22 protein-coding genes are annotated in these 22,369 nt (G+C 70.8%); 10 read left to right on the top strand and 12 right to left on the bottom strand.

Features of this window, described 5'->3' with window-relative positions; translation table 11 throughout:
* The coding region (locus tag K7854_RS28015; RefSeq protein ID WP_226029331.1) for a hypothetical protein at positions 1-579 on the bottom strand (579 nt) is incomplete at its 3' end.
* Between the two features lie 360 nt (positions 580-939).
* Between K7854_RS28015 and K7854_RS28010 the strand changes: the two genes are divergently transcribed.
* Complete coding sequence (locus K7854_RS28010; protein ID WP_226029330.1) at positions 940-2,415, top strand: WD40 repeat domain-containing protein; 1,476 nt, start codon at positions 940-942, stop codon at positions 2,413-2,415.
* Positions 2,416-2,620: 205 nt separating this feature from the next.
* Here K7854_RS28010 and K7854_RS28005 read toward each other — a convergent pair whose 3' ends face one another.
* Positions 2,621-3,550: an ADP-ribosylglycohydrolase family protein gene (locus tag K7854_RS28005; protein ID WP_226029329.1), complete on the bottom strand. Its 930-nt coding sequence runs from the start codon at positions 3,548-3,550 to the stop codon at positions 2,621-2,623.
* 92 nt (positions 3,551-3,642) lie between these two features.
* A complete protein-coding gene (gene asnB / locus K7854_RS28000) occupies positions 3,643-5,484 on the bottom strand; it encodes an asparagine synthase (glutamine-hydrolyzing) (protein WP_226029328.1) in 1,842 nt (613 codons plus the stop codon).
* A 376-nt stretch (positions 5,485-5,860) separates the two neighbouring features.
* On the opposite strand from asnB, the gene K7854_RS27995 reads away from it, so the two are divergent.
* Entirely contained in the window at positions 5,861-6,817 is a 957-nt protein-coding gene (locus K7854_RS27995) for an ankyrin repeat domain-containing protein (protein ID WP_226029327.1), read from the top strand.
* Positions 6,818-6,846: 29 nt separating this feature from the next.
* Here the strand turns inward: K7854_RS27995 and K7854_RS27990 are convergent, their stop codons facing one another.
* The 3 genes from K7854_RS27990 to K7854_RS27980 all read right to left on the bottom strand — a co-directional run bounded on the left by K7854_RS27990 (position 6,847) and on the right by K7854_RS27980 (position 9,528).
* Positions 6,847-7,722 carry a PhzF family phenazine biosynthesis isomerase gene (locus tag K7854_RS27990; protein WP_226029326.1) on the bottom strand — a complete coding sequence of 292 codons (876 nt, stop codon included), beginning with the start codon at positions 7,720-7,722 and terminating at the stop codon, positions 6,847-6,849.
* Between the two features lie 274 nt (positions 7,723-7,996).
* Positions 7,997-8,746, bottom strand: a complete 750-nt coding sequence (locus K7854_RS27985; protein WP_226029325.1) for an SDR family oxidoreductase — start codon at positions 8,744-8,746, stop codon at positions 7,997-7,999.
* 32 nt (positions 8,747-8,778) lie between these two features.
* Complete coding sequence (locus K7854_RS27980) at positions 8,779-9,528, bottom strand: SDR family NAD(P)-dependent oxidoreductase (RefSeq protein ID WP_226029324.1); 750 nt, start codon at positions 9,526-9,528, stop codon at positions 8,779-8,781.
* A gap of 118 nt (positions 9,529-9,646) precedes the next feature.
* Here K7854_RS27980 and K7854_RS27975 point away from each other — a divergent pair, with 118 nt between their 5' ends.
* Positions 9,647-10,246, top strand: coding sequence for a TetR/AcrR family transcriptional regulator (locus tag K7854_RS27975; protein WP_226029323.1), 600 nt, complete (start codon positions 9,647-9,649; stop codon positions 10,244-10,246).
* Positions 10,247-10,402: 156 nt separating this feature from the next.
* Here K7854_RS27975 and K7854_RS27970 read toward each other — a convergent pair whose 3' ends face one another.
* On the bottom strand, positions 10,403-11,131 hold the full coding sequence (locus K7854_RS27970; RefSeq protein WP_226029322.1) for a zinc-binding dehydrogenase: 729 nt from the start codon (positions 11,129-11,131) through the stop codon (positions 10,403-10,405).
* Positions 11,132-11,223: 92 nt separating this feature from the next.
* Positions 11,224-12,012: a glucose 1-dehydrogenase gene (locus K7854_RS27965; RefSeq protein ID WP_226029321.1), complete on the bottom strand. Its 789-nt coding sequence runs from the start codon at positions 12,010-12,012 to the stop codon at positions 11,224-11,226.
* Between the two features lie 121 nt (positions 12,013-12,133).
* Here K7854_RS27965 and K7854_RS27960 point away from each other — a divergent pair, with 121 nt between their 5' ends.
* Positions 12,134-12,772 (top strand): TetR/AcrR family transcriptional regulator, encoded by a 639-nt coding sequence (locus K7854_RS27960; protein ID WP_226029320.1) that lies wholly within the window; start codon positions 12,134-12,136, stop codon positions 12,770-12,772.
* Positions 12,773-12,811: 39 nt separating this feature from the next.
* Here the strand turns inward: K7854_RS27960 and K7854_RS27955 are convergent, their stop codons facing one another.
* Positions 12,812-13,573 carry an SDR family oxidoreductase gene (locus tag K7854_RS27955; protein ID WP_226029319.1) on the bottom strand — a complete coding sequence of 254 codons (762 nt, stop codon included), beginning with the start codon at positions 13,571-13,573 and terminating at the stop codon, positions 12,812-12,814.
* A 189-nt stretch (positions 13,574-13,762) separates the two neighbouring features.
* Here K7854_RS27955 and K7854_RS27950 point away from each other — a divergent pair, with 189 nt between their 5' ends.
* Both K7854_RS27950 and K7854_RS27945 read left to right on the top strand, forming a co-directional pair.
* Positions 13,763-14,635, top strand: a complete 873-nt coding sequence (locus K7854_RS27950; protein ID WP_226029318.1) for a helix-turn-helix transcriptional regulator — start codon at positions 13,763-13,765, stop codon at positions 14,633-14,635.
* Between the two features lie 168 nt (positions 14,636-14,803).
* Positions 14,804-15,457 carry a GNAT family N-acetyltransferase gene (locus K7854_RS27945; RefSeq protein ID WP_226029317.1) on the top strand — a complete coding sequence of 218 codons (654 nt, stop codon included), beginning with the start codon at positions 14,804-14,806 and terminating at the stop codon, positions 15,455-15,457.
* A gap of 65 nt (positions 15,458-15,522) precedes the next feature.
* Here K7854_RS27945 and K7854_RS27940 read toward each other — a convergent pair whose 3' ends face one another.
* Positions 15,523-16,164 (bottom strand): MBL fold metallo-hydrolase, encoded by a 642-nt coding sequence (locus tag K7854_RS27940; protein WP_226029316.1) that lies wholly within the window; start codon positions 16,162-16,164, stop codon positions 15,523-15,525.
* Between the two features lie 87 nt (positions 16,165-16,251).
* Here K7854_RS27940 and K7854_RS27935 point away from each other — a divergent pair, with 87 nt between their 5' ends.
* Positions 16,252-16,698 (top strand): MarR family winged helix-turn-helix transcriptional regulator, encoded by a 447-nt coding sequence (locus K7854_RS27935; RefSeq protein ID WP_226029315.1) that lies wholly within the window; start codon positions 16,252-16,254, stop codon positions 16,696-16,698.
* Positions 16,699-16,767: 69 nt separating this feature from the next.
* On the opposite strand, the gene K7854_RS27930 is transcribed toward K7854_RS27935, so the two are convergent.
* Both K7854_RS27930 and K7854_RS27925 read right to left on the bottom strand, forming a co-directional pair.
* Entirely contained in the window at positions 16,768-16,941 is a 174-nt protein-coding gene (locus K7854_RS27930; RefSeq protein WP_226029314.1) for a hypothetical protein, read from the bottom strand.
* Between the two features lie 139 nt (positions 16,942-17,080).
* Positions 17,081-18,925: an APC family permease gene (locus K7854_RS27925; protein WP_226029313.1), complete on the bottom strand. Its 1,845-nt coding sequence runs from the start codon at positions 18,923-18,925 to the stop codon at positions 17,081-17,083.
* 301 nt (positions 18,926-19,226) lie between these two features.
* Here K7854_RS27925 and K7854_RS27920 point away from each other — a divergent pair, with 301 nt between their 5' ends.
* The 3 genes from K7854_RS27920 to K7854_RS27910 all read left to right on the top strand — a co-directional run bounded on the left by K7854_RS27920 (position 19,227) and on the right by K7854_RS27910 (position 22,332).
* Entirely contained in the window at positions 19,227-19,781 is a 555-nt protein-coding gene (locus K7854_RS27920; RefSeq protein WP_226029312.1) for a hypothetical protein, read from the top strand.
* Between the two features lie 90 nt (positions 19,782-19,871).
* The gene (locus tag K7854_RS27915) at positions 19,872-20,648 is read left to right on the top strand and encodes an AraC family transcriptional regulator (RefSeq protein WP_226029311.1); all 777 of its coding nucleotides are present in this window, start codon (positions 19,872-19,874) and stop codon (positions 20,646-20,648) included.
* Positions 20,649-20,736: 88 nt separating this feature from the next.
* Entirely contained in the window at positions 20,737-22,332 is a 1,596-nt protein-coding gene (locus K7854_RS27910; protein WP_226029310.1) for an AMP-binding protein, read from the top strand.
* Positions 22,333-22,369: the final 37 nt, after the last annotated feature.

The following is a 22,369-nucleotide window of genomic DNA, read 5'->3' as shown; positions in this document are numbered from 1 at the left end:
CGCGCGTTCTCCCTGCGCCAGCCACAGCCCGCACAGAACGGCGGCCACCAGGTGGGCGGTGAGCATGCCCCAGGACGTGGTGCCCGTCATGTGGCCCGCGTGGAGCAGTCCCGCCGGTCCCGACGTGTCGGCGGCGCCCGTCGTGGCCGTGGCCGAGGCGGCGTCACCGGGCCCGTGGTGCAGGTGCTCGGTCAGACCGGCCCGTTGCGCGATGCCGTAGGCCCGGGCCGCCTGGGCCGGGGTCGGATCGGCGCCGCAGAGCAGGTACCGCGCCCACTCCTGGGCGCTGTGCGTGCCACCGGCCGCCGCGGTGGGCGGCCGGACTTGGGACTGGGCGAGAGTGAAGCCGACGTGCAGGGCCGCCTGCACGGCCACGGTCAGGGCGGCCACCGCGGCATCCCGCCGTTCCCTGCCGCCGAAGGACCAGCCGACGGCGCCGACCGCCGCGAGGCCGGACAGCAGGACCCACCAGGGCAGTCCGGTGCCGGACATCAGCACGTGGCCGAGGGCGGCGAGCGCCACGCAGACGGCCGCGAACACCGCGGCCCGCAACGCGCGCAACGCCCCGTCGGCAGCCATGACAGCTCATCCTGGCACCCACCGGCAGGAAGCCGGGCACCCGGGTCGCCGACGTGCGGGGCACCCGTCGGCGGCAGAGCCGGGCCGCCAGGTCGAGGGCGAGCAGTGCGGAGACCTCCGCGACGGACGCCCCGTTCATCACAACGGTGGATGTCGGTCGGGGCCGAGAAGGAGGCGGGGGCGCCGGCGTCTTCGAAACGAGGTCCACGTGACGCGGCCGGGGACAGCAAAGGCTTGCCTCAGCCCGTTGACAAAGCTTTTGATTCTGCACGAGCGCCGCTCGACTCGCGGTGGCGCGCCGACTTCAGGGGTGGGATCAGGTTGAGGAACACGTTAAACAGAGGCGGCAGACTGACGACGGTGCTGCTGGCGGGCGCGCTGGCCGGGTCGGTGCTGACGGCGGTCCCCGGTACCGCGTCCGCCGCCACGGACACCGCTGCGGCCGCTGTGGTGCCGTCGGGGCCGGGCATGGAGCTGTCGGCCGCCTCATTCACCCAGATGGCGGTGGACGACGTCAGCCGGCGCGTGTGGATCGCCGGTGACCGGGTCTATCCGGACGGGTCGCGAGACGGCGAGGTGGTCGGCGTGCTCTACGGGGGCGCCGGGCCTGCCGTCGCCAGCGCCCACATGGCCGCTCCCCTGTCCGGCGTCGCGGTGGAGCCGGACGGCTCGAAGGTCTACGCCGGGCAGTCTGACCACATCGCGCAGTACTCCCACAGCAACGGCTCCCTGTATCCCCTCGACCCGATTGCGGCACCGGCCGACCACTGCGGACGGGAGCTGGTGCACACCGGCGGGCGGCTCTTCTTCACCAGCCGGCCGGCCGCGTCGCCCGCAGACTGCGCCGACGGGCTGGGCAGTGTCAGCGTCGCCACGACGACCGAGGGCGGCGCGGCCCGGGACGTCATGTATTCGAGCACTGAGATCCATCTGGAGGCAGGGCCCGGAGGCCTGCTGGTGACAGCCCCGGAGCGCTGGTCGGCGACCGACGATCCCGACCTGGGGATCTACCGGGTGACGGACGGGGCGGACGGGGACCTGCTGGAATTCCTGGGCGAGCGCCGATTCGCCGAGGACGGCACCGGCACAGGCATGGACTTCCGGGACGCCGACTTCTCCGCGGACGGCTCCGTCCTCGCGGTGGCCGACGGAGTGCGCGGAACCGTACTGCTGAGCAGCCAGGACGCCCGCTTCCTGGACAACCACTACGCACCGCTGCCACAGGGCGTGGCGCCCACAGCCGTCGCCTTCAGCCCCGACGGCAAGTGGTTCGCCCAGGGGGGCGCGGCCTCCGGCGAAGCGGCCGACCTGACCCTGGCGTTCGCCGACCCTTCCGTCGACCGGCAGCCCTTGCGCATCAGCTTCGAGAGCGAGGCCGCGGGTCAGCGCGTCGTCCCACGCGGCATGGAGTTCTCCGGGGACGGCGAACAGCTCTTCGTCGTGACCTCCGACGAGGAGGGCACGAAGTTCTGGCTCCACACGATCCAGACCCGTCAGGCCCTGGCGCAGACACGCATCGTGGACGTCACACACGGTCCGGCCGTCGCCGGCGCACCGTTCACGGTGACCGGACGACTGGACCTGGACGGACTGGCACCCACCCAGCCGCCCCGGATCACGGTGCAGCGGCTGAACGGCCCGGAGTTCACCGACCTTCCGTCGGTGCCCGTCGCCGAGGACGGAACATTCGTCCTGGAGGACGTCCTTCCGGACCAGGCGGGGAACGTCCAGTACATACTCGGCTACGCAGGTGACGAGGTCCACTACCTCTCAGAGCACTGGCTCGTCGTGGACACGGTCGAGGCACCGGACCCGGCAGCGCACGCCGACCGGTAGCCGGCGTTACTGAATTCGCGCAGGTCATACCCGGTATCGCTCCGGCCGGAGAAGCGGCCTGCCTCGATCCGGGACACAGTTCGCCGACGCCGTCCCTCCCCGTGCACAGTCGGAGGGACGGCGTCATCTGGTGTGGCCGGACCCGGCAGTGAAACAGAGCACGACTGGCGTCCGGCGCCCACCAGGTTGCGGAGCAGCATCCGGTTCATCCACCGAGGCGTTGTGCGAGTCGGAGCAGATCCGGCAGGTGCAGCACCCGTCCGTCGAATCCTGGGAGGGGGACGTGGAGCGCCTGGGTCCAGCGCGTGGGAATCGCGTCCAGCCCGTAGTACGCCCCCGCGAGGCCTCCGGTCACCGCGGCGACGGTGTCCGTGTCACCGCCGAGGTCGATCGCCGCGCGCAGGGCGTCTTCGAAGCCGGCGGTGGTGCGCAGGGCCCAGACGGCCGAGCCCAGGCAGGGCCAGACGGCACCGTTGAACTCGGTCGACTGATCGGGGTGCCATTCGGGTGCGAGGACGGTTTCGTAGCGGCCACGGTGGTCGGGGTGGACAAGGGCCAGGATGTCGGGAAGCGCGCCGAGAGGGTCGGTGCCCTCGAACGTGCGACGAATGAGTTCGTGGAAGATCGCGGTGCCCTCCCAGGCCGCGCGGTCGCCGTGGGTGAGGGCGGCGATGCGGTGGGCCGCCTCCACGGTGGCTTCCGGGCCGGCGGGGGCGAAGTGAACCGCGGAGGTAGTTGCCCGCATCAAGGAGCCGTTGCCCGCTGCCCGCGGGTTGACCTGGAAGTGAATCGCGGCGGCAAGGTCCCACGGCATGCCGTTGGTGAGGACGTCTTCGGTCTGCAAGCCGATGTCCTTCGGTTCCGAAGTCGCCCACCGCTGGAATCGGGCGAACATGTCGGGCAGATCCAGTCCGCCCCGTTCCAGCAGGGACTCCGCGACCAGGACGGCCATCTGCGTGTCGTCGGTTGCCTCGCCGGGCTCCCAGCCACCGCCTCCGCACATTTCGCCACCGACACCGGGCGCGGGAAACCGCGCGGAGAACGCCCCCGGGGGACCGAACTCGAAGGGGGCGCCCAGGGCGTCGCCCACCGCTGACCCGACGACCGCCCCGGCCACTCGCTGCATCCGCTTCACCCACGCAGGCTATCCGCGCCGCGTCGGAGGCCGCGCGGCCTCCGGCACGGCCGACAGCGACACCACGCCCCGCACGTCCGGGGACGATTCGTTCAGCTCAGGTCGAGTTCCGGCTGGTAGAGGTCCAGCCAGAGGGCGAGGTCGAGGGCCCGTTCCAGGCCGCGCCGGTCCGCCTGGCCGCTCATCGGCGCCTCCCGCTCGGCGGCCCGCCGCAGGCGGTCGGGGTCGACGAGGTCGAAGACCGGGTGGCCGGTGCGGGTGAGCAGGTCCTTGGCCTGGTCCTGGAGGGCCGCCGCGTACTTCGGGTCCTGGGTGGACGGGTACGGGCTCTTGACCCGGTCGTACACGGACTTCGGCAGCACGTCCGCGGTCGCCTCGCGCAGCAGGGTCTTCTCCCGGCCGTCGAACGACTTCAGCGCCCACGGCGTGTTGTACACGTACTCGACGAGCCGGTGGTCGCAGAAGGGGACGCGGACCTCCAGGCCGACGGCCATGCTGGCGCGGTCCTTGCGGTCGAGCAGGATGCGCACGAAGCGGGTCAGGTGCAGATGGCAGATCCGCCGCATCCGGTACTCGAAGTCACTCTCGCCGTCCAGGCGCCGGATGCCGGCCACGGCGTCGCGGTAGCCGTCGGCCACGTAAGCGGGCAGGTCCAGTTTCGCCGTCAGCTCGGGTCGCAGCACGTCCGCGTCCTCCCCCATGTGGCGGCTCATCGACACCAGCCAGGGGAAGGTGTCGGCGCGGCGTGCCTGCTCGTCGAAGAACTGCAGGTACCCGCCGAAGACCTCGTCGGCGGACTCGCCGGACAGGGCCACGGTGGAGTGGTCGCGGATCGCCCGGAAGAGCAGGTACAGGGAGGCGTCCATGTCGCCGAAGCCGGCCGGCAGGTCCCGGGCGCGGACGACCTTGGCGCGGACGTCGGGGTCGGCGAGGGCCTGGGCGTCCAGCACGATGTCCTCGTGGTCGGTGCCCGCGGCACGGGCGACATCGTGGACGAAGGGGGTGTCGGGGGTGCCGCGGAGTTCGTCGGCGACGAAGTTCTCGGTCTGCCCCGCGAAGTCCACGGCGAAGCTGCGTACCTTCTCGCCGTGCTCGCCCAGTTGCCGGGCGGCGAGCGCGGTCATCGCGGAGGAGTCAAGTCCGCCGGAGAGCAGGGTGCAGCGGGGCACGTCGGCGACGAGCTGGCGGCGGACGATGTCGTCGAGGAGTGAGCGGACGTGCCGGACCGTGGTGTCCCTGCCGTCGGTGTGCGGACGGGTCTCCAGCTCCCAGTAGCGGCGCTGGTGCACGCCCGAGCGGTCGACCGTGACGACGGTGCCGGGTTCGACCTCGCGGATGCCGTCCCAGACGGCGTGGCCGGGCGTCTTGATCATGGTGAAGAGTTCCCGCAGCCCGTCGAGCCGGACCCGGCGACGGGCCAGCGGGTTGGCGAGGATCGCCTTGGGCTCGGAGCCGAACAGCACGCCGTCCGCGGTCGGGTGGTAGTAGAACGGCTTGATGCCCATGCGGTCGCGGACCATGACGAGCTTGTTCTCGCGGCCGTCCCAGAGGGCGAAGGCGTACATGCCGTTGAGGCGCTCGGGGAGGGCGGCACCCCATTCGAGGTAGCCGCGCAGCACGGTCTCGGTGTCGGAGTCGGTGGTGAAGCGGTGTCCGCGGTCCGTGAGTTCACGGCGGAGTTCGGTGAAGTTGTAGGTCTCTCCCGAGTAGACGAGTGCGACGGTGCCGTGGGGGGTTTCGGCGCTCATCGGCTGTCGGCCGCCGGGCAGGTCGATGATGGCGAGCCTGCGGTGGCCGAGCGCGGCGGGTCCCTGTGCCCAGAGGCCGCGGTCGTCCGGTCCACGGCAGGCCATCGTCTCGGTCATCGCATCCAATGCCGCCGTCTCGGTGCCGAGATCGCGGTCGAAGGAGACCCAGCCGGTGATACCGCACATACGCTACCTCCTGCATCCGGCGCGCCGAACGACCTGGCACGACCAGCCGTTTTGCGACTGCGAGCAGATCGACGGCGAACCAGTTGTAGTTGCCATCTACATTTCGAGCGTGCGTCACAGGAGCAGGCGCGGTCAATGAGGTCGTAACAAGGACGACGCACAGCATCCCTCGTTTTCGGCCATCCTTTGCTATCGCGATACCTTCAGCCGCCCGCAGGCAGGGCCTGCTCCGCGCGGAATCGGCCACGCGCAAAGTCTTCGCCAACCGACGATCGACGACGCCCCGGACCGGTCGGCCCGAGTGCGGTGACCGTCCCGGTGTCAGACCCGTGTGCGAGCGTGGGAGACGACAAGCAGACGACGTGCTGGGGGACGGATGGCAACGGGTGTTGACGGCTGGGCGGGCATGGGCTGGCAGTGGACGGATGCCGAGGACGTGCGTCGGCGTCTGGACGAAGGCGCGGACCCGGAACGATGGGGCGGGGGCCGTCCGCTCCACCATGCGGCGGTCTTCGGCTCCCCCCAGGTCGTCGCGGAGCTGGCCGGCCGGGTCGCGGATGTGGACGCACTGGAGAACGGGGTGACGGCACTGTGGGAGGCCGTCCTGTCCGGCAAGCCCCACAACGCCCGCGCCCTCGCCGCTGCCGGGGCCGATCCCTGGCGGCCGTCCATCGGCGGCTGGTCACCGGGACGCCTGAGCCTCGCCGGACCGACGCCGGACCTGTTCCCGGTACCAGCAGGCGCAGGCCTGACCGACACGGAGCGCGCGGCGGCGCAGGAGGGCCGGCGGCTCACCGCGGCGCTGGGCACGTTCGACTACGACGGCACGGGGCTGGCCTGCGTGGCCGGAATCGACGCGGCCGAGGCGGTACGGCGGCTGGAGGCGGCGCCGGTCGAGGGCGAAGCCGCCGACGAAGTGCTGGAGTACCCGTACGACTACGAGATGGACGAGATCCTGCAGATCGTCGGCGTCACCACGGTCCCCGGCGGCTGTGTCGTGACCCAGCCCTGGGGGTACGCCCCGCAGATGCCGGGCGTACTGACCCGGCTGTCCGCCGGCACGGTCTGCTACGGGCTGTACGCCAATCCCAAGAGCGGGAATCAGGGCAGCATCGCCCGTCACGGGACCGTCGAGAGCTGGGACCTGCATCCCGGCGGCGGACCGGACGAGGACGACACCTCCGAGGAGGTCCTGGCCTCATACCTGTACCACTACAACGCCGTGGCGTACTCCTGCGCCTTCGTGGGGCTGCGCCCGACCGACAGCCGTCCCGTGGTCGGGCCCCCCGATGTGTGGGTGGAGCTGCCGCGCCGCGACTACTGGAGTCACTGACTCCGCCGGCACGTCGCCGACGGGCCTCGTCATCCGGTGATCGGGACGGCGTGACCGGTGACTTGGACGCGTGCGCCGTGCGGGTCCGTTCGTACGGTGAGTTCGCTGGGCCGGCCCATGTCCTCGCCCTGCCGGACGGTGACCACACCGGACGCGGGCAGTGCGCCGACCGTGCGGAGGTAGCCGCCGAACGCGGCCGCGGCCGCGCCGGTCGCCGGGTCCTCGACGACGCCGCCGACCGGGAAGGGGTCCCGAGCGTGGTACCGCTGTTGGTCCTCGCGCCAGACCAGGTGCACGGTCGTCCAGCCGTGCTTCCTCATCACGGCGGCGAGCGCGTCGAAATCGTAGTCGAGGTCGGCCAGCCGGGCCCGGGAGCCGGCGGCGAGGATCAAGTGGTCGTTGCCCGCGAAGGCGACGTGCGGCGGCAGTTCGGGGTCCAGGTCGGCGGCGTCCCAGCGCAGGGCGGACAGTGTCGCGTCCACCTCGTCGGCCCGGGCCGGCCGCGACCGGGTCGGCACGCTGGTGAGAGCCGCCCGCACCGCACCGCCGGTGTCCGTCGCCGTGGCCACCTGGATCTCTCCGGCAGGCGTGTCGAAGAGCAGGTCACCGGGGCCCAGACGTTCGGCGAGCGCCACCGCGGTCGCCACGGTGGCATGGCCGCAGAAGGCGACCTCGGCGAGCGGGCTGAAGTACCGGAGCGTGAACCGGCGCCGCTCCTCGTCGCGGGAGGTGATGAAGGCCGTCTCCGAGTATCCGACCTCGGCGGCGATCGCTCCCATGCGGTCCGGGTCGAGCAGCGCGGCGTTGAGGACGACCCCGGCGGGGTTGCCCCCGTCGGGGCGGGAGGTGAACGCGGCGTAGCGCAGCACGTCGACGGCAGGCGAGGAAGTGGTCATGGCCCTCATGATTGCGCCCTGGCCCAGGAAATCCAACGACGGTTTCTCATCGATGCGACCGGAGAACCCGATGCCGTGGCACAGGTCGCCGCGATGCGCACCCGGCCGCCGAGCGAACCCGGCGGTGTCGGCATCCACCTCATCCACGTCCTTGGCCCGCCGGGCGGCACCGGTTCGCCCGTGCCGCAGGGGCACGGGCCTCCCCGGACTCGGCGATGGGGAACTTCACTCCGGCGATGCCCTCGGAAGCGGCCCGGATCCGCTGCGGGATCCAGGCCGGAACCTAGTACGCGAGTTGACCGATGCCCCCGTCGACGCGCAGCACGGTCCCCGCGGTGTAGGCGGATTCGTCCGAGGCGAGGTAGACCGCTGCCTTGGCCAGTTCGGTGGCGGTTCCCAGGCGGTGGAGTGGGACGGTCTGCCGGAGTTCCTCGTAGAGGGCGGCCTGGCGCTCGGGACCGAGGGGCGCGAACGCGTTGGTGATCGTCGGACCCGGGCTGAGGCCGTTGACGCGGATGCCGCGGTCCTTCAGCTCATGGGTCAGCCCGCGGGTGTAGGACAGCAGGCCCGCCTTGGCCGCGCCGTAGACCGTCGCGTTCTCGTGTCCGATGTACGCGGAGACCGAGCCGACGAGAATGACCGACGACTGCTGGGTGAAGAGTGGCAGCAGGTCCCTGATCAGGAAGAACGGGGCCTTGAGATTGGTCGCCAGGAGCCTGTCGAACGCCTCCTCGGTCCATGCCTCGATGGGGAGGTGGGTGACGTCGGCGGCGTTGCTCATCAGGATGTCGAGCTTCGGCCACTCCTCCCGTAGCCGTGCCGCGAGTATTGCCTGGCCGGGGACGTCGCCGGCGTCACTGGCGATGGTCAGCAGCGGGCCGTCCAGCTGCCGGGCCGCCTCGTCCAGCTTTTCCCGAGAGCGGCCGGTGATGGCGACGGTGGCCCCCTCGGCGAGGAACTCACGGGCTGTCTCCAGCCCGATGCCGCTCGTCCCCCCTGTGATCAACGCGTGCTTTCCAGCAAGTCGGTTCACTGTTTACTCCCTCCTCAGGTCCTTCTCCGTCCTCAGATCGCGGTGCGGCCACCGTCGACGGCCACGGTCGCCCCGGTCATGTAGCTGGCCCGGTCACTGGCGAGGAAGGCGATCACCCGGGCCACCTCGGCGGGGTCGGAGGTGCGCTTGAGTGCCGTGGTCAGGCCCATGCCGCCCATGTCCGGCCCCATCGCGGCGACCACCTTCGAGGTGCGCATCGGGCCGGGAGCGACGGCGTTGACCCGCACGTTGGAGTCGGCGAACTCCGCGGCCCAGGTCCGGGTCAGCGATTCGAGCGCCGCCTTGGTGGCGCCGTAGACGGCCATGCCCGGCATGCCGAGTCCGGCCGCGGTGGAGCTGACGTTGACGATGCTGCCGCCGCCACCCGCGGCCATCTTCTCCGCCAGCAGGGCGGTGAGGAGGAACGGGGCACGTACGTTGACCGCGAAGGCCGCGTCGTAGTCCGCCGGATCCTGCCCGACGGTCGGGGAGAACGTCATGACGCTCGCGTTGTTGACCAGGATGTCGACGACGCCGGCCTCCTCGGCCAGCCGGCGCACACCCGCCACGTCGGACACGTCGGCGGCGACGAAACGCACCGTCCCGGCGGCCTCGCCACCGGCAGCGCCGAGGTCTGCCACGACCTGCGCGCCGCGCTCTGCGTCGCGGCCGGTCAGGATCAGGTCGGCGCCGCCCGCGGCCAGCGCCTTGGCCGTCGCGTGCCCGAGTCCGCCGATCGCGCCGGAGCCGGTGACGAGTGCCGTCTTGCCTGCAAATTCCATTGTTGCGCCCTTCGTGCCGGCCACCGAGCGACCGACTTCTGTGCGTACGTTCAAGAAGTACTGCAACGGAAGCTACGACTTCTTGAACGCCTAGTCAAGAAGTCGTAGTATCGAGTACGTGGCACGAACCGGACGCCCCCGCGAGTTCGACAAGGAACAGACGCTGGAGCGCGCACTCAAACTGTTCTGGTCCCGGGGATACGGGGCGACGTCGATCCAGGACCTGGTCGACGCGCTGGCCGTCGAGCGCGGCAGCCTGTACGGCGCGTTCGGCGACAAGCGCCGCTTCTATCTCGAGGCAGTCAGGCTCTACTGGGAGGTGTACGAGCGGCACCTGCTGACCGCGCTCGACACCAGCCCGCTCCTGCCCGCCCTGCGGGAGATCCTGACCCACCCCGTGCGGCTGGACGAGCTGATCTCCGACGCGGGCGTACCCCAGGGCTGCCTGGTCGGCAACACGACCGCCGAACTCGTCCCCCAGGACAGCGAGGCCACGGAGATCGTGACCCACTCGTACCGCCGGTTCACCGACATCGTGACCGACGCGCTGCGCCGCGCCCAGGCCGCGGGAGAGGTCACGGGCAGGGCTCACCCCGAGGCCCAGGCGCGCATGCTGCTCTACCTGGTCCAGGGCCTCTCGCTCGTATCGAGGGCGGGATCCGACACGGCGGCCGCCCTGGCCGCGATCGACACGGCACTGGACGGCCTGCGGGCGTGACCGGACTCACCGCGCAGCAGCCGACGGCATCCCGTCGGCGAGTCCCAAGTCGCCGAGCTCGCTCGTTCTCACCTGTTCAGGGTCGTGCCCCAGCGGCTGAGCGACGCGCCGGATTGATCCGATCCGCTCGGGACAAGCCGTTCCCGAGGACGGTGATCAGACACTGGCGAAAGCCGACAGGAGTGTGTCGGCGCGGAGCTGAAGCTCGGGTGTCTCGGCGCCAGTGACCCTGACGGACACCTCCTCGCCACCAACAGCTCGGGCGAGGGCGACCTCAAGGGCCGCGCTCGCGCCGACCAGGGGGTACGAGTACCAGCCGCCGGGAGCCTCGTCGTCGGTGTCCTGAACGCCGGCTTCGATGGCTTCCCAGTCAGTTCGGTCGAAGGCGTATCCGACGTAGCGGGACAGCAACTCGAGGAAGGCGCGCAGGTTGTGACCCGTGATCCATCCGTTGATCGGCTCGGTCTCCTGACCCGCGTGGCGAGGACGCCGGACGCCGTGCGATCCAGGCACAGGCGTTGTCGCCTGCTCGTTGGTCGCCTCGGGCAGTTGCGGCCAGGGCCGGAGCACGATCTTGCCGTGCGTGTGCTGCTGTTCCAGTTCACGGAAGGCGTCGCGAACCTGTTCCAGCGGGAAGGTCCGGGCGATCGGCACCTCCAGTTGTCCGCGCGCGGCAAGCCGGGCCAGCTCGCCGAGTACCACCGCGGACGCCGCCGCACCTTCTCCGTAGGTCCGCGCGCCGATCTCGGCCGCTGCCTGCCAGTCGCGGATCGTGTTGATTCGCTCGGGCCGCACGCCCAGTTCCACTGCCAGTGCCACGTAACCGTCGCCGAAGGTGTCGATGAACGCGTCGACGCTGCCGCGGCCGGGCACCGGCCGGTCCACCCCAAGAGCACGACCGACGGCGGAGGTGGCGGCCGTCCGCGGGGCATTTCCGATGGCCGCCGACCGGTGCGCCGCACCGGCCGCGTGCCGGCTCAGGCTGCGATGTCGGCCTCGGGCTGGAGTGCAGGGCCCAGCAGCAGGCCACCGTCCAGGACGAATTCCGATCCCGTCGCGAACGATGCGTCCTGGGAGGTGATGAAGAGCAACAGGCGGGTGATGTCTGAAGGTTCGGCGAGTCGGGGGATGGCGAAGGGATCGGGCGAGTAGAGGTCGGCGATGGCCGGCTGGCCTGCGGCGGTGGGTTCGTGGACGAGTGGTGTGGAGACGACGCCGGGGTGGAGGGAGTTGACCCGGATGTTGTCCCGCCCCAGCTCCAGCGCGGCCGTCTTGGTCAGCCCGCGCACGGCCCACTTGCTGGCCGTGTAGGGGGCGTAGCAGGCCGTGCCGACATGGGCCATGGTGGAGGCGATGTTGACGATGGCTCCCCCACCGCCCCTGCGCATCGACGGAGTCACGGCCCTGATACCGAGGAACTGGCCGGTGACATTGACGCTGTAGGTGTGCTCCCAGACATGGAGTTCGGTGTGTTCGATGGGGGCCGCCGGATTCTGGACGCCCGCGTTGTTCACCAGGACGGTGATCGGCCCGAACCGGTCTTCGGCTTCTCGCACCGCCGCCGCCCAGTCGTCCTCGCTGGTGACGTCCAGGTGCACGGGCAGAGCCCGATGACCGAGCTGAGCAGCGAGATCGCGGCCGGCCTCGTCGTCACGGCCGGCGATGACGACGTTCGCCCCCTCGGCGTGGTAGCCCCGCACATGGCTGCTGCCCATACCCCCGCTGCCGCCCGTGACGATGACGGTCTGGCCCTCAAAGCGTCCCATGCTGCTTCCTTCCAGGCTTGCGCCAATGGTGAGTCAAGTGACTCACCTCCTCTCTCAAGGTAGGAGCGGGGACCATGGTGAGTCAAGTGACTCACCTCGCAGCGCCAGGCATACTGGGGGCATGACGGCACAGCCTTCGGAATACCACCGGCGCGTGGCAGCGCAGAAGCGGACGTCCATCATCGAGGCGGCGACGAAGCTGTTCCTCGACTCCGGCTACAACGGCACCTCGCTGGCCCGCATCGCCGAGGCGGCCGGAGTGTCGACGGCGACACTGTTCAAGCAGTTCACCACCAAGGCGGCCCTGTTCGAGGCGATCGTCACCGAATACTGGAAGGTCGACGACGAGGAGACGCCACTGCCCGAGCCAGGGGACCTCCGCGCGGGGCTCGAGACCGTCGGACGCCGGTACGTGGCGCTTCTCACCCAGCCCGGCATGGCTGCCCTCTTCCGCATCGTCATCGCCGAGGTACCGCGCTTCCCCGAGCTCGGCGAGACCCAGTTCAAGCTCGGCAAGATGCCCTACTTCGAATCGGTCCGCCGCTACCTGGAAGCGGAGAACGCCGCCGGTACCGCACGGCTTGACGACGCGGAGACGGCAGCGACCCAATTCCTCGGGATGATCTCCAACTACGTGTTCTGGCCGCGGATGCTGCTCGCACGTTGGGAGCCCGACGACGCCGCCATCAACGACGCGGTCGACCAAGCGGTGCTGACCATGCTTGCCCGGTACGGCGCGCACGGGGCCCGCGGCGCCTGAGACCTCGCCACTGCCCTCGACCGGGCAGGGGTGTCAGCATCAGCCTTGGCGGCTGGGGAGCATGGTCAGCGCCTGGGATCGCTGTGCGACGAGCTCGTCGTAGGTGCCCTCGCGCTCGGCCCAGCGGTGTACGAGGACGCCCTTCACGAGGATCTCGCGGGGGGTGGGCTCCTGCGCGAGCAGCTGCATGACCTCGGTGGCGAAGTCGTCGAGCGGCAGCGCGTGCGGGTTCACCTTCTCCTGTCCTGCCGTGGCAACGGCCGGGGGGACGAGTTCGACGACGCCGACGCCGGTGCCGTCGAGCTGTGCGCGCAGCGCCTCGGAGTAGGCGTGCACCGCGGCCTTCGAGGCGGCGTAGCTGGGCATGGGCGGGAACGGCAGGAAGGCGATGCCGGAGGTGACGGTGATGAAGGTGCCGGTGCCCCGTTGGATCAGGTGCGGGGTGAAGGCGTCGATGACCCGGATGGTGCCGAGCAGGTTGGTGTCGATCGTCGTTGCCGCCGCCTCGAAGTGCGCGGGGTCGCGCAGGTCCTCCGGGAGCATGACGCCCGACATCGTCACCACGGTGTCCAGCTCGGGGTAGCGGGCGAGCGCGGTGTCACGGGCGGATGCCACGGAAGCACTGTCGGTGACGTCGATGCTGATCGTGCCGAAGCCTTCTGCGGCGAGTTCCGCGAGTGCCTCCTGGCTGCGTCCGCCCACGGCCACGGTGCTGCCCGCCGCGGCGAACCGCCGGGCCAGCTCCCGGCCGATACCGGAGGTCCCGCCGACGATGAGCACGGTGCGGTTGGAGAGATCCATGGGGTGTTCCCTTCAGTCCAGGGCGCCGAGGGGGGTCCGGCCCGCGGCGCAGCCGGTGATGCTCGCTGTCTCTGTACGGACAGTGCTCTCGCAGTCTTGACGGCATCCGCCGGACGTGGCAGGGCCCCAGTCTTCCCTGGTCCTGACAGGGCCCCCGCTGGGATGCGCGCACCGCATTACGGTGTCGGTATGAAGGATGAGGGATCCGGAAACCGGCTCGGCGGCTACCTTCGCGCCCGGCGTGAGCTGGTCTCCCCGGCGCAGGCAGGACTCCCGCCGGGGGGCAACCGCCGCGTGCCCGGTCTGCGCCGTGAGGAAGTCGCCCTGCTCGCCGGAATCAGTCCCGACTACTACCTCCGGCTGGAACGGGGCCGTGACAGGAACCCCTCACCGCAGGTCCTCGAATCACTCGCGCGCGTCCTGCAGCTCGACGACGTCGAGCGGACGTATCTGCTCGGCCTCGCGTCGGCACGCCCCAGGACGCCGCGGCGCAAGCGGCCCGAGCACGTACCGGCGCGGGTGCACGAGCTGCTGGCCCACCTGCAGATCCCCGCGTTCGTCGAAGGTCGCGCGTTCGACGTCCTGGCCTCCAACCCCATGGCGGTCGCGCTCTCCCCCCGCCTGCGGCCCGGCGAGAACCGGCTTCGTTCTCTCCTTCTCGATCCTGAGGAACAAGCCTTCCACCGGGACTGGACGGCAGCCACCGCCGACTTCGTCGCCGCCCTTCGCACCACCATCGGCGACGACACCGACAACCCCCGGTTCGTCGAACTCGTCGGTGAACTCGCACTGTCCAGTCAGCGGTTTCGTACCCTGTGGGCCCGGCACGACGTCCGTAATCTCGACGGCGGCACGATCACCGTCCACCACCCCGTCGTCGGTGAACTACGCCTCCACCGCGACAAACTCGCCATCGGCGACGTCATCCTCGTCGTCTACTACCCCGACAAGGGCAGCGACAGCGACGAGAAGCTGCGGCTCCTCTCCGCACTCGCACCCACCGAGTCCGCCGGTACGTCGCCCGACGGAACGGCGGACTCTCGGCGACCCAAGACACCCTGACCCGACCCTGGCCACCGCGCCTCTCCGCGTGGGCCTTCCAGGGCACGGGAAGCCGCGTATCAGCCGCAGGACAACGTCGAGCGACCTGCTCCCGGTGGTGAATCCTGCGATCCTTATGTAAGGTTCAGTTCGCACTATCACCTATTACCTTTCAGGGGGCGGGCGGCGATGCCGGACACCGGAGTCAGTGAACTCGTGCGGATGTGGATCGACGGATGGGTCGTCTCCAGAGGAAGCTCGGATCCCGTCGACGAGCCATGGGGGTGGACGATCGACGTCGGGCAGCCCAGACACGTCGCCCGGCACGTGCTGCCGGAGCCTTCCGAGGCCGCCGTGCGCAAGATCGTCGCCGGGACGACCGCTCCCGGGACGTGGCTGAAGCTGTTCGCCGAGGACCGGGCGGTCCTGCCCTGGGTCGGGCCGGGCTGGCGGCGCGACAGTCCCGGCTTCCTGATGACCTGTCCCCTGGCGCCGGACTTGCCTGAGGTGCCGGCCGGTTACACGCTCACCAGTTGGACCCGGGGCGGCGTCACGCGAGTGCTGGTGCGCACGCGGGCCGGGCACTTCGCCGCCCGGGGACAGATCGCCCAGGTGGGCGCCACTGTCGTGGTCGACCAGGTCGAGACCGCCGCCGAGCACCGGCGCAAGGGCCTCGGCAGCCTGGTGATGCGCACGCTGCAGAGCGCCGCGTACGAGGCCGGCGCAAGGACTGGCCTTCTGGTGGGCACGCCCGAGGGCCGGGCGCTCTACTCCTCGCTGGGCTGGGCCGTGCGCTCCCCGATGACGAGCCTCTGGTACGAGCCATCGGATGCCGCCCACTGACCTGAGGGTGACACCACTGGCCCACCTCGCCGGATTCCGCGTCCGGTGGCCGACGGCGCCGGACCTCAGTCGACCAGAACGCTCGCGCCCGGGGCGAGCCGACGGTAGCGAGCCGGAAGCCCGGGGCCCCGCGCGTCGAGGAAGCCCGCGACCATCGCGGTGCCGACGCCGTTGAGTGCTCCGTCATGCACGGCGTAGGCATCGCGGGGGGACACCTCTCGCACGTAGTCGATCAGATCCCCGACAGTGGACCAGGGGGCGTGCACGGGCAGCAGCAGTGTGCCCACCGGAGTACTGGGGACGGTCAAGGCATCGCCGGGGTGGAAGAGGGTCTCGTCCACCATGAAGCCGATGTTCGGGATGCGCGGGATGTCCGGATGGATGACCGCGTGCCAGGTCCCGTGCACGCGGACGTCAAAGCCGGCGACGTCGAAAGCGTCCCCGTCACCGGTGGCGACGACCTGAGTGCCGAGGCCGTCCAGCTTCTCCGCCACGGACGAGGTGGTCCAGATCCGCAGCTCCGGCCGCGCCGCGGCCGCCCGGCGCAGCATCTCCTCCGAGAAGTGGTCGAAGTGCTCGTGCGTGACGAGCACGGCCTCGGCACCGTCCAACGCCTCCGGCTCGGTCAGACCACCCGGGTCGATGACCAGGCGGCGCCCGTCCTTCTCCAGCCGCACGCATGCGTGACCGAATTTGGTCAGTTCCATCGTCGCCACACCCTCTCGCTTTTACGGAATGAATTTGTACAACCATACTGTACAACTGAGTGTGGGAGTCACGGATAGAATGGCCCCATGAACGAAGACGTGCTGGCCGAGGAGCTGCGGCGGTCGCTGGGGGAACTGGTCCGGGCGGTACGAACCGTGGACACCATGCCGCCCGGCGAGGCCGCCATCCTCGGATTCCTCGACCGGAACGGGCCCCTGACCACGGCCGACCTCGCCCGGCTGCGCGGCGTCACACACCAGTCGGCCGCCAAGTCGGTCAAGGACCTCTCCGCCGAGGGCCTGGTCCGGGGCGAACAGCATCCCGGGGACGGTCGCAAGCAGTTGCTGTACCTCACCGATGCCGGCCGTTCCCGCCTCCAACGGGAGCGCACCCTGCGCGCGGGCGCCCTGGGCACCGCCATCCGCGAGACCTTCGACGCCGACGAGAGACGGCAGCTCGGTCAGTCAGTCATCCTGCTGTCACGCCTGACGGCCCGCCTCACCGGAAGGCCGCGGGACGAGCCGCCCCGCTGATGCGGCGGGAAACGCCGGGCGCCCCTCCCCGGACCGTGGCCGGGCCCGGCGGGCAGCTGTCGAAGGTCGTCAGGGCCGGTAGACCAGCTCGATGAGCAGCGCGGCGATCAGCACCCAGGCACCGGTCAGGAGCAGCCACCGTGTCTCGGCGACGAAACCGGCGGCGACCAGGACCATCGCGGCGAGCAGCAGGGTGCGGAACAGCCGCCGCATTCCTCGCTCGCTCGGTGGAAGGATGGTCACGGCGCCGGCACCGGAGTCCGCACCGAAGCACGGCCGCCCGGCCGTCGCACGCCGCCGGGGTGAGGGCTCGGGCCGGGCATGGCCCGCCGCCTGACCACCGCGCTTCTCATGACCGCCGGAGCCACCGTCACCGTCCCCGTCAGGACGGGCGGAACCGCAGTCGGCAGATCACGGCGTCGGTCTCGCGCCGCACGGCGTGGGCGACGACGGCGCCGCGCTGGTTCTGCAGCGGCCGCTGCCACCACCGCCCCGGCTCGACCTCGGGGATGAGCACGGTGATGCGCGTGCCCGGCGCCGCGGCGGCAGCCATGTCCCGGACGTACGCGGCGATGGGGTGCCCCAGGGAACGGCGTTTTGAGGACAGGAGGACGAGCCCGACGCCGGGGTCCCAGTCCGCCCAGGCCCGTTCCAGCGCGTGGGTCTGGGCGCGGTCCTCGGGGTCCGGGTAGCAGACGGTCACCGCGCGCACCTCGTCGCCGAGGGACGCCGCGGCGTTCAGGGCCTCGCGGGTCAGCCGGGACAGACCCGCCACCGGCACGACGACGACGGAGCGGTCACGCTGCGGCGGCTCGGGCACACGGCCGATGCCGAGGCTTTCGCCGATGCGGGTGTAGGCCCGTTGGACGGCCTCGAAAGCGACGACCAGCAGCGGCAGGGCGATCACGATCAGCCAGGCCCCCTCCTGGAACTTGGTCACCGTGACGACGACGGCCGAGACGCCGGTGAGCAGGGCGCCCAGCCCGTTGAGGACGGCCTTGCCCCGCCATCCGCGGTTCCGCTCACGCCTCCAGTGCCTGACCATGCCGACCTGGGCGATGGTGAAGCCGACGAAGACACCGATGGCGAACAGCGGCACCAGTGTGTTGGTGTCGCCGCCCGAGAAGAGCAGCAGTGCGGCGGAGACGGCGGCCAGCGCGAGCACGCCGTGCCGGTGGACCTGGCGATCGGCCTTCAGGGCGAAGACGTGCGGCAGGAAGTTGTCGCGGGCCAGCAGCTTCAGCAGCACCGGAAGGCCGCCGAAGGACGTGTTCGCGGAGAGCGCGAGAAGGATCATCGTCGCGAACTGGATGACGTAGAAGGCGGCGTTGTGGCCGAGGGAGGCGTCCGCGAGCTGCGCGAGGACGGTGACGCCCGCCACCGGCTGGAGGTGGAAGCGGGAGATCAGCACCGACAGACCGATGAGCATCACGCCCAGTACCGCGCCGAGGGCGACCTCCGCGCGCTGCGCACGCCGGGCGCGCGGGGCGCGGAAGGAGGGTACGGCGTTGGCGATTGCCTCGACGCCGGTCAGGGCGCTGCACCCGGACGCGAAGGCCTTGAGCAACAACAGGGCGCCGACCGTGGTGGCGTTGTCCGCGAGCACGGAGGCGTGCCCGTCCGAAGCGGCCGTACTCACCGGCGCGGACCGGAACAGACCGACGGCGATCAGCGCGAGGATCGACACGACGAAGACGGCGGTCGGCACGATGAAGACGCGGGCGGACTCCACGATGCCGCGCAGGTTCACGGCCGTGATCAGCACCAGCACGGCCAGGCACAGCCACAACCGGTCCCCGTACAGTGCCGGGACGGCCGAGGTCAGCGCGGCGACACCGGCGGTGACGGCCACCGCGACGTTCAGCACGTAGTCCAGCACCAGCGAACCGGCCGCCACCAGGCTCGTACGGGGGCCCAGGTGGGCCTTGGCCACGGCGTAGGAGCCCCCGCCGTCCGGGAAAGCGGCGATGACCTGCCGGTAGGAGGCGACCAGCACCGCCAGCAGGGCCGCGATGGCCAGCGTGACCGGAAGGGTGAAGCCGAGCCCGTGGGCGCCGGCGGCGGCCAGGACGAGCACGATCGCCTCGGGGCCGTAGGCCACCGACGCCATCGCGTCCAACGACAGGGCCGCCAGCCCGGTGACGGCGGTCAGCCGGTGCCGGTCACCGGTGTCCGGCGGTTCCTCTGCAGCGGTCTTCGCACCCTGCTCGACGGTCGGGACGGACATGGGCCAGTACTCCTTCGCGGATCGGCGCGCGCACGAGCGGAGCCGCGCTGCGCGGGAACGACCAGGGTCTGTCCGATTCCGATCGCTGCGGCCCGTCACTTGCGCGTTCTTCACGCCGGACCGGCCGGCTTTGACGCCTCGCTGACCCGCCCGTGACGTGCACCGCCGCGCTGCGTCGGACAGCCGCCGCCGCTGACGTCCCGCCGCGGGCCGGGTTCGGCGTCAGGAAAGAGCAGGGAGTCCGTCAGGGAGGTGTCATGAAGGCACCGGGGTCACCGTGGCCGTGCCTAGCATCGGCCGCATGGGACGCCGCAGGTATTCGAGCAGCGCGGTCCACACCGGCCCGCATCCGTCCACCGAGGTGGCACACGACCGTCGTTGGGCGAAGGACGTGGCCGGCACGGTCCGCTGTTCCGCCGCGCTTCTCGCCCTGCTCCTGCTGGTCGACGCGTGCGCGGGCAGCCTCACGCCCGCCCGGTCCGTGCTGTGGGTCGCGCTGGCCCTCCTGCTGTTCACGGTGCTCTACCCGACACGGGTCTCGGCGGGCCGGGGCTGGCTGGCCTCCCGCGGACTGCTGCGCGAGCAGCGGGTGCGCACCGACCTCCTGGTGTCCGTGTGCTGTCTCGAGGATGTCGGCCGACGCCTGGTCCTGCGGGACGTGTTCGGCGGCCGCGTGGAACTCGACACCCAGGTGCTCACCGCGAATCCCCAGCTCTGGTACCGGCTGGCCGAGGACGCCCGCGGTTCCGCGACGAGGGGATCACTGGCGTCCGGCGAGAGGGCGTTGCGCCGCGTGGCGGAACGCATCGACCGCGAGACCGCGCAGGCCGTGTTCGAGGTGTCGGGGCTGGCGTGAAACGCCCGGCCGGTCCCGCCTTGGTCACCATCGGCGCCTGCGCCGTCCGCCCATCGCCGCGTCGGTGCTCCCGGGCTATGGTGTCTGCTGATGGCCGAGGGTACGCAGCAGGCGGTGTTCTGGACCGACGATTCGCCGGTCTGCGAGCCCTTGGCGCACGGTGCGGACATCGCCGCGCACTTCCACGACTACGGCCAGCTGCGGTACGCCGCCTCCGGGGCGCTGGTCACGACGACCGAGTCCGGCACCTGGGTGACGCCGGCGAACCGCATCACGTGGGTGCCGCCCTTCCACGTCCACAGCAGTCGCTCCTACGGGGAGACCGATGTCCGCGTGCTCCCGGTTCCGGCCGCGCTGTCCGCGCAACTGCCGCCCGAACCGTCGGTCTTCGTGGCCAGTGCGCTGCTGCGCGAGGCGTATCTGGCGATGAGCGGCGAGCAGGAGTCCGCCGCCAGTGAGCGTGGCCGCCTGCTGCTGGCCGTGATCGGCGCGGAGCTGTTCCGCGCACCGCAGGAGCCGCTGCGGCTGCCGGAGCCGAGCGATCCCCGTCTCAAGGCCGTCACCGACCTGTTGCACGCCGATCCGGCCCTTTCGGCGACGCTTGCGGAGCTGGGGCGTCGAACCGGTTCGAGCGAGCGGACTCTCAGCCGGCTGTTCGCCGGCGACCTGTCGATGAGCTTCCACCAGTGGCGCACGCTGCTGCGGATTCAGCGAGCGCTGCTCGAACTCGCTCAAGGCACCTCGGTCACCGATACGGCGATGCGACTCGGCTGGGCCAACCCGGGCAGCTTCATCAGCGCCTTCACCGATCTCGTCGGCCAGACGCCCGGTCGCTACCGCTCCACAGCGGTTGCGGCGCGCGGCTGAGCAGACCTGGGCGGCCTGGCGGGTTATCCGAAATTCCGGGCGGAACTTCGGTGGCACGCCCGCCTGCCCGGCGGCAAGGCTTTGAGGCATGTCTCACCACCTTCCGGTTCACGGCGCCGCGGCTCCGGCAGCGGTCACGACGGCATCCTCCGGTGTCACGCTGGGTGACCTGATCGTGCAGGCGCTCAGTCGGCACAGCTCGTCGGAGGCCTTCGTGGCCGGCCGCCGACGACTCACCTACGCGCACGTCAGGGGCCTGCTCTCGCAGTACGTGGCCGCGCTGGCCCGTCGGGGCGTGGGACTCGGCGTGGGGGTCACGATGCTCAGTCCGAACATGCCCGAATCGTGGATCGTCCAGGCCGCGACGTATCTCCTGGGCGGCCGCTTCACGGGGCTGCAGACCCTGGCCTCGGTGTCGGACCACATCACCGTCTGCGCGGACGCGGAGGCCGCGGTGCTGGTGGTGACCGCGCCCCTGGAGGAGCACGGCCACCAGGTCCTCGCCGAGGTCGACTCCCTGCGGCACCTGATGGTGATCCCCGCCGCGGGCGGCCCGCCCGAGGGCGAGCCCCCGGCGGCGGGGTCGCTCGACCGCGGTCCGGCGACGGAGACGGATGTCGCCTGGCTGCAGTACACCGGGGGGACGACCGGCCGGCCCAAGGGCGTGATGCAGCCTCATCGGTCGATGGTGCAGATGGTCTATGCGCACCTGGCCGACTTCGAGCAGCCGCACCTCCCGCGGTACCTGGCGGCGGCCCCGCTCACGCACGCGGCCGGGCTGGCCGTGCTCCCGGCGCTGCTGCGTGGCGGCACCGTCGTGATCGAGCAGGGTTTCGAACCCGGCAGGTTCCTCGACGTCATCGAGGCCGAGCACATCAACTGCGTGAACGGCGTTCCGACGATGATCTACACCTTGTTGGACCACGAGCGTCCGGAGACCAGGGACCTCTCCGGCCTGGAGGTCATCTGGTACGCCACGGGACCGATGTCGCCGGTGCGTCTGGCGGAGGCCCGCGAGCGAATCGGCCCGGTGTTCTCCCAGATATACGGGCAGACGGAGTCGGCCGGCATCGGGACCGTCCTGCCCAAGGCGGCACACGAGACCGCGAACCTGGAGCAACTGGCCTCCTGCGGCCGCCCGGTGGTCGGCAACCGCATCAGGCTCGTGGACGAGGACGGCCGCGACGTCCGCCTGGGCGAGGTGGGCGAGATCGTCATGCGCAGCCGCGGGGTGATGCAGGGCTACAAGAACCTCCCCGACGAGACGGCGACGGCTCTCAAGGGGGGATGGCTCCACACCGGAGACCTCGCCCGTCAGGACGCCGAGGGTCTGATCTACATCGTGGACCGCAAGAAGGACATGATCGTCTCGGGCGGTTTCAACATCTACGCCGGCGAGGTCGAGGCCGTTCTGACGGCGCACCCCTCGGTGGGTTCGGCCGCCGTCATCGGCGTGCCCGACGACCGCTGGGGGGAGATCGTCACCGCCTTCGTGGTCCCGCGGCCCGGGCGAGACATCGACGTCCCCGCGCTCCAGTCCCACGTGAAGCAGGTCAAGGGCTCGATGTACGCGCCCAAGAAGGTCCTGATCGTCGACTCACTTCCCGCCACCCCGGTGGGGAAGGTCGACAAGAAGCGCCTGCGCGCGCCGTTCTGGGCCGACTCCGCCCGCAACATCCACTGACCCCCGCGCTGTCCATCGCGCAGCCACGCACGAAAGG

It is taken from the genome of Streptomyces hyderabadensis, from assembly GCF_020404845.1.
In the GTDB taxonomy this organism is placed as follows: Bacteria; Actinomycetota; Actinomycetes; order Streptomycetales; family Streptomycetaceae; genus Streptomyces; species Streptomyces hyderabadensis.
This window is presented reverse-complemented; position numbering and strand designations above follow the sequence as displayed.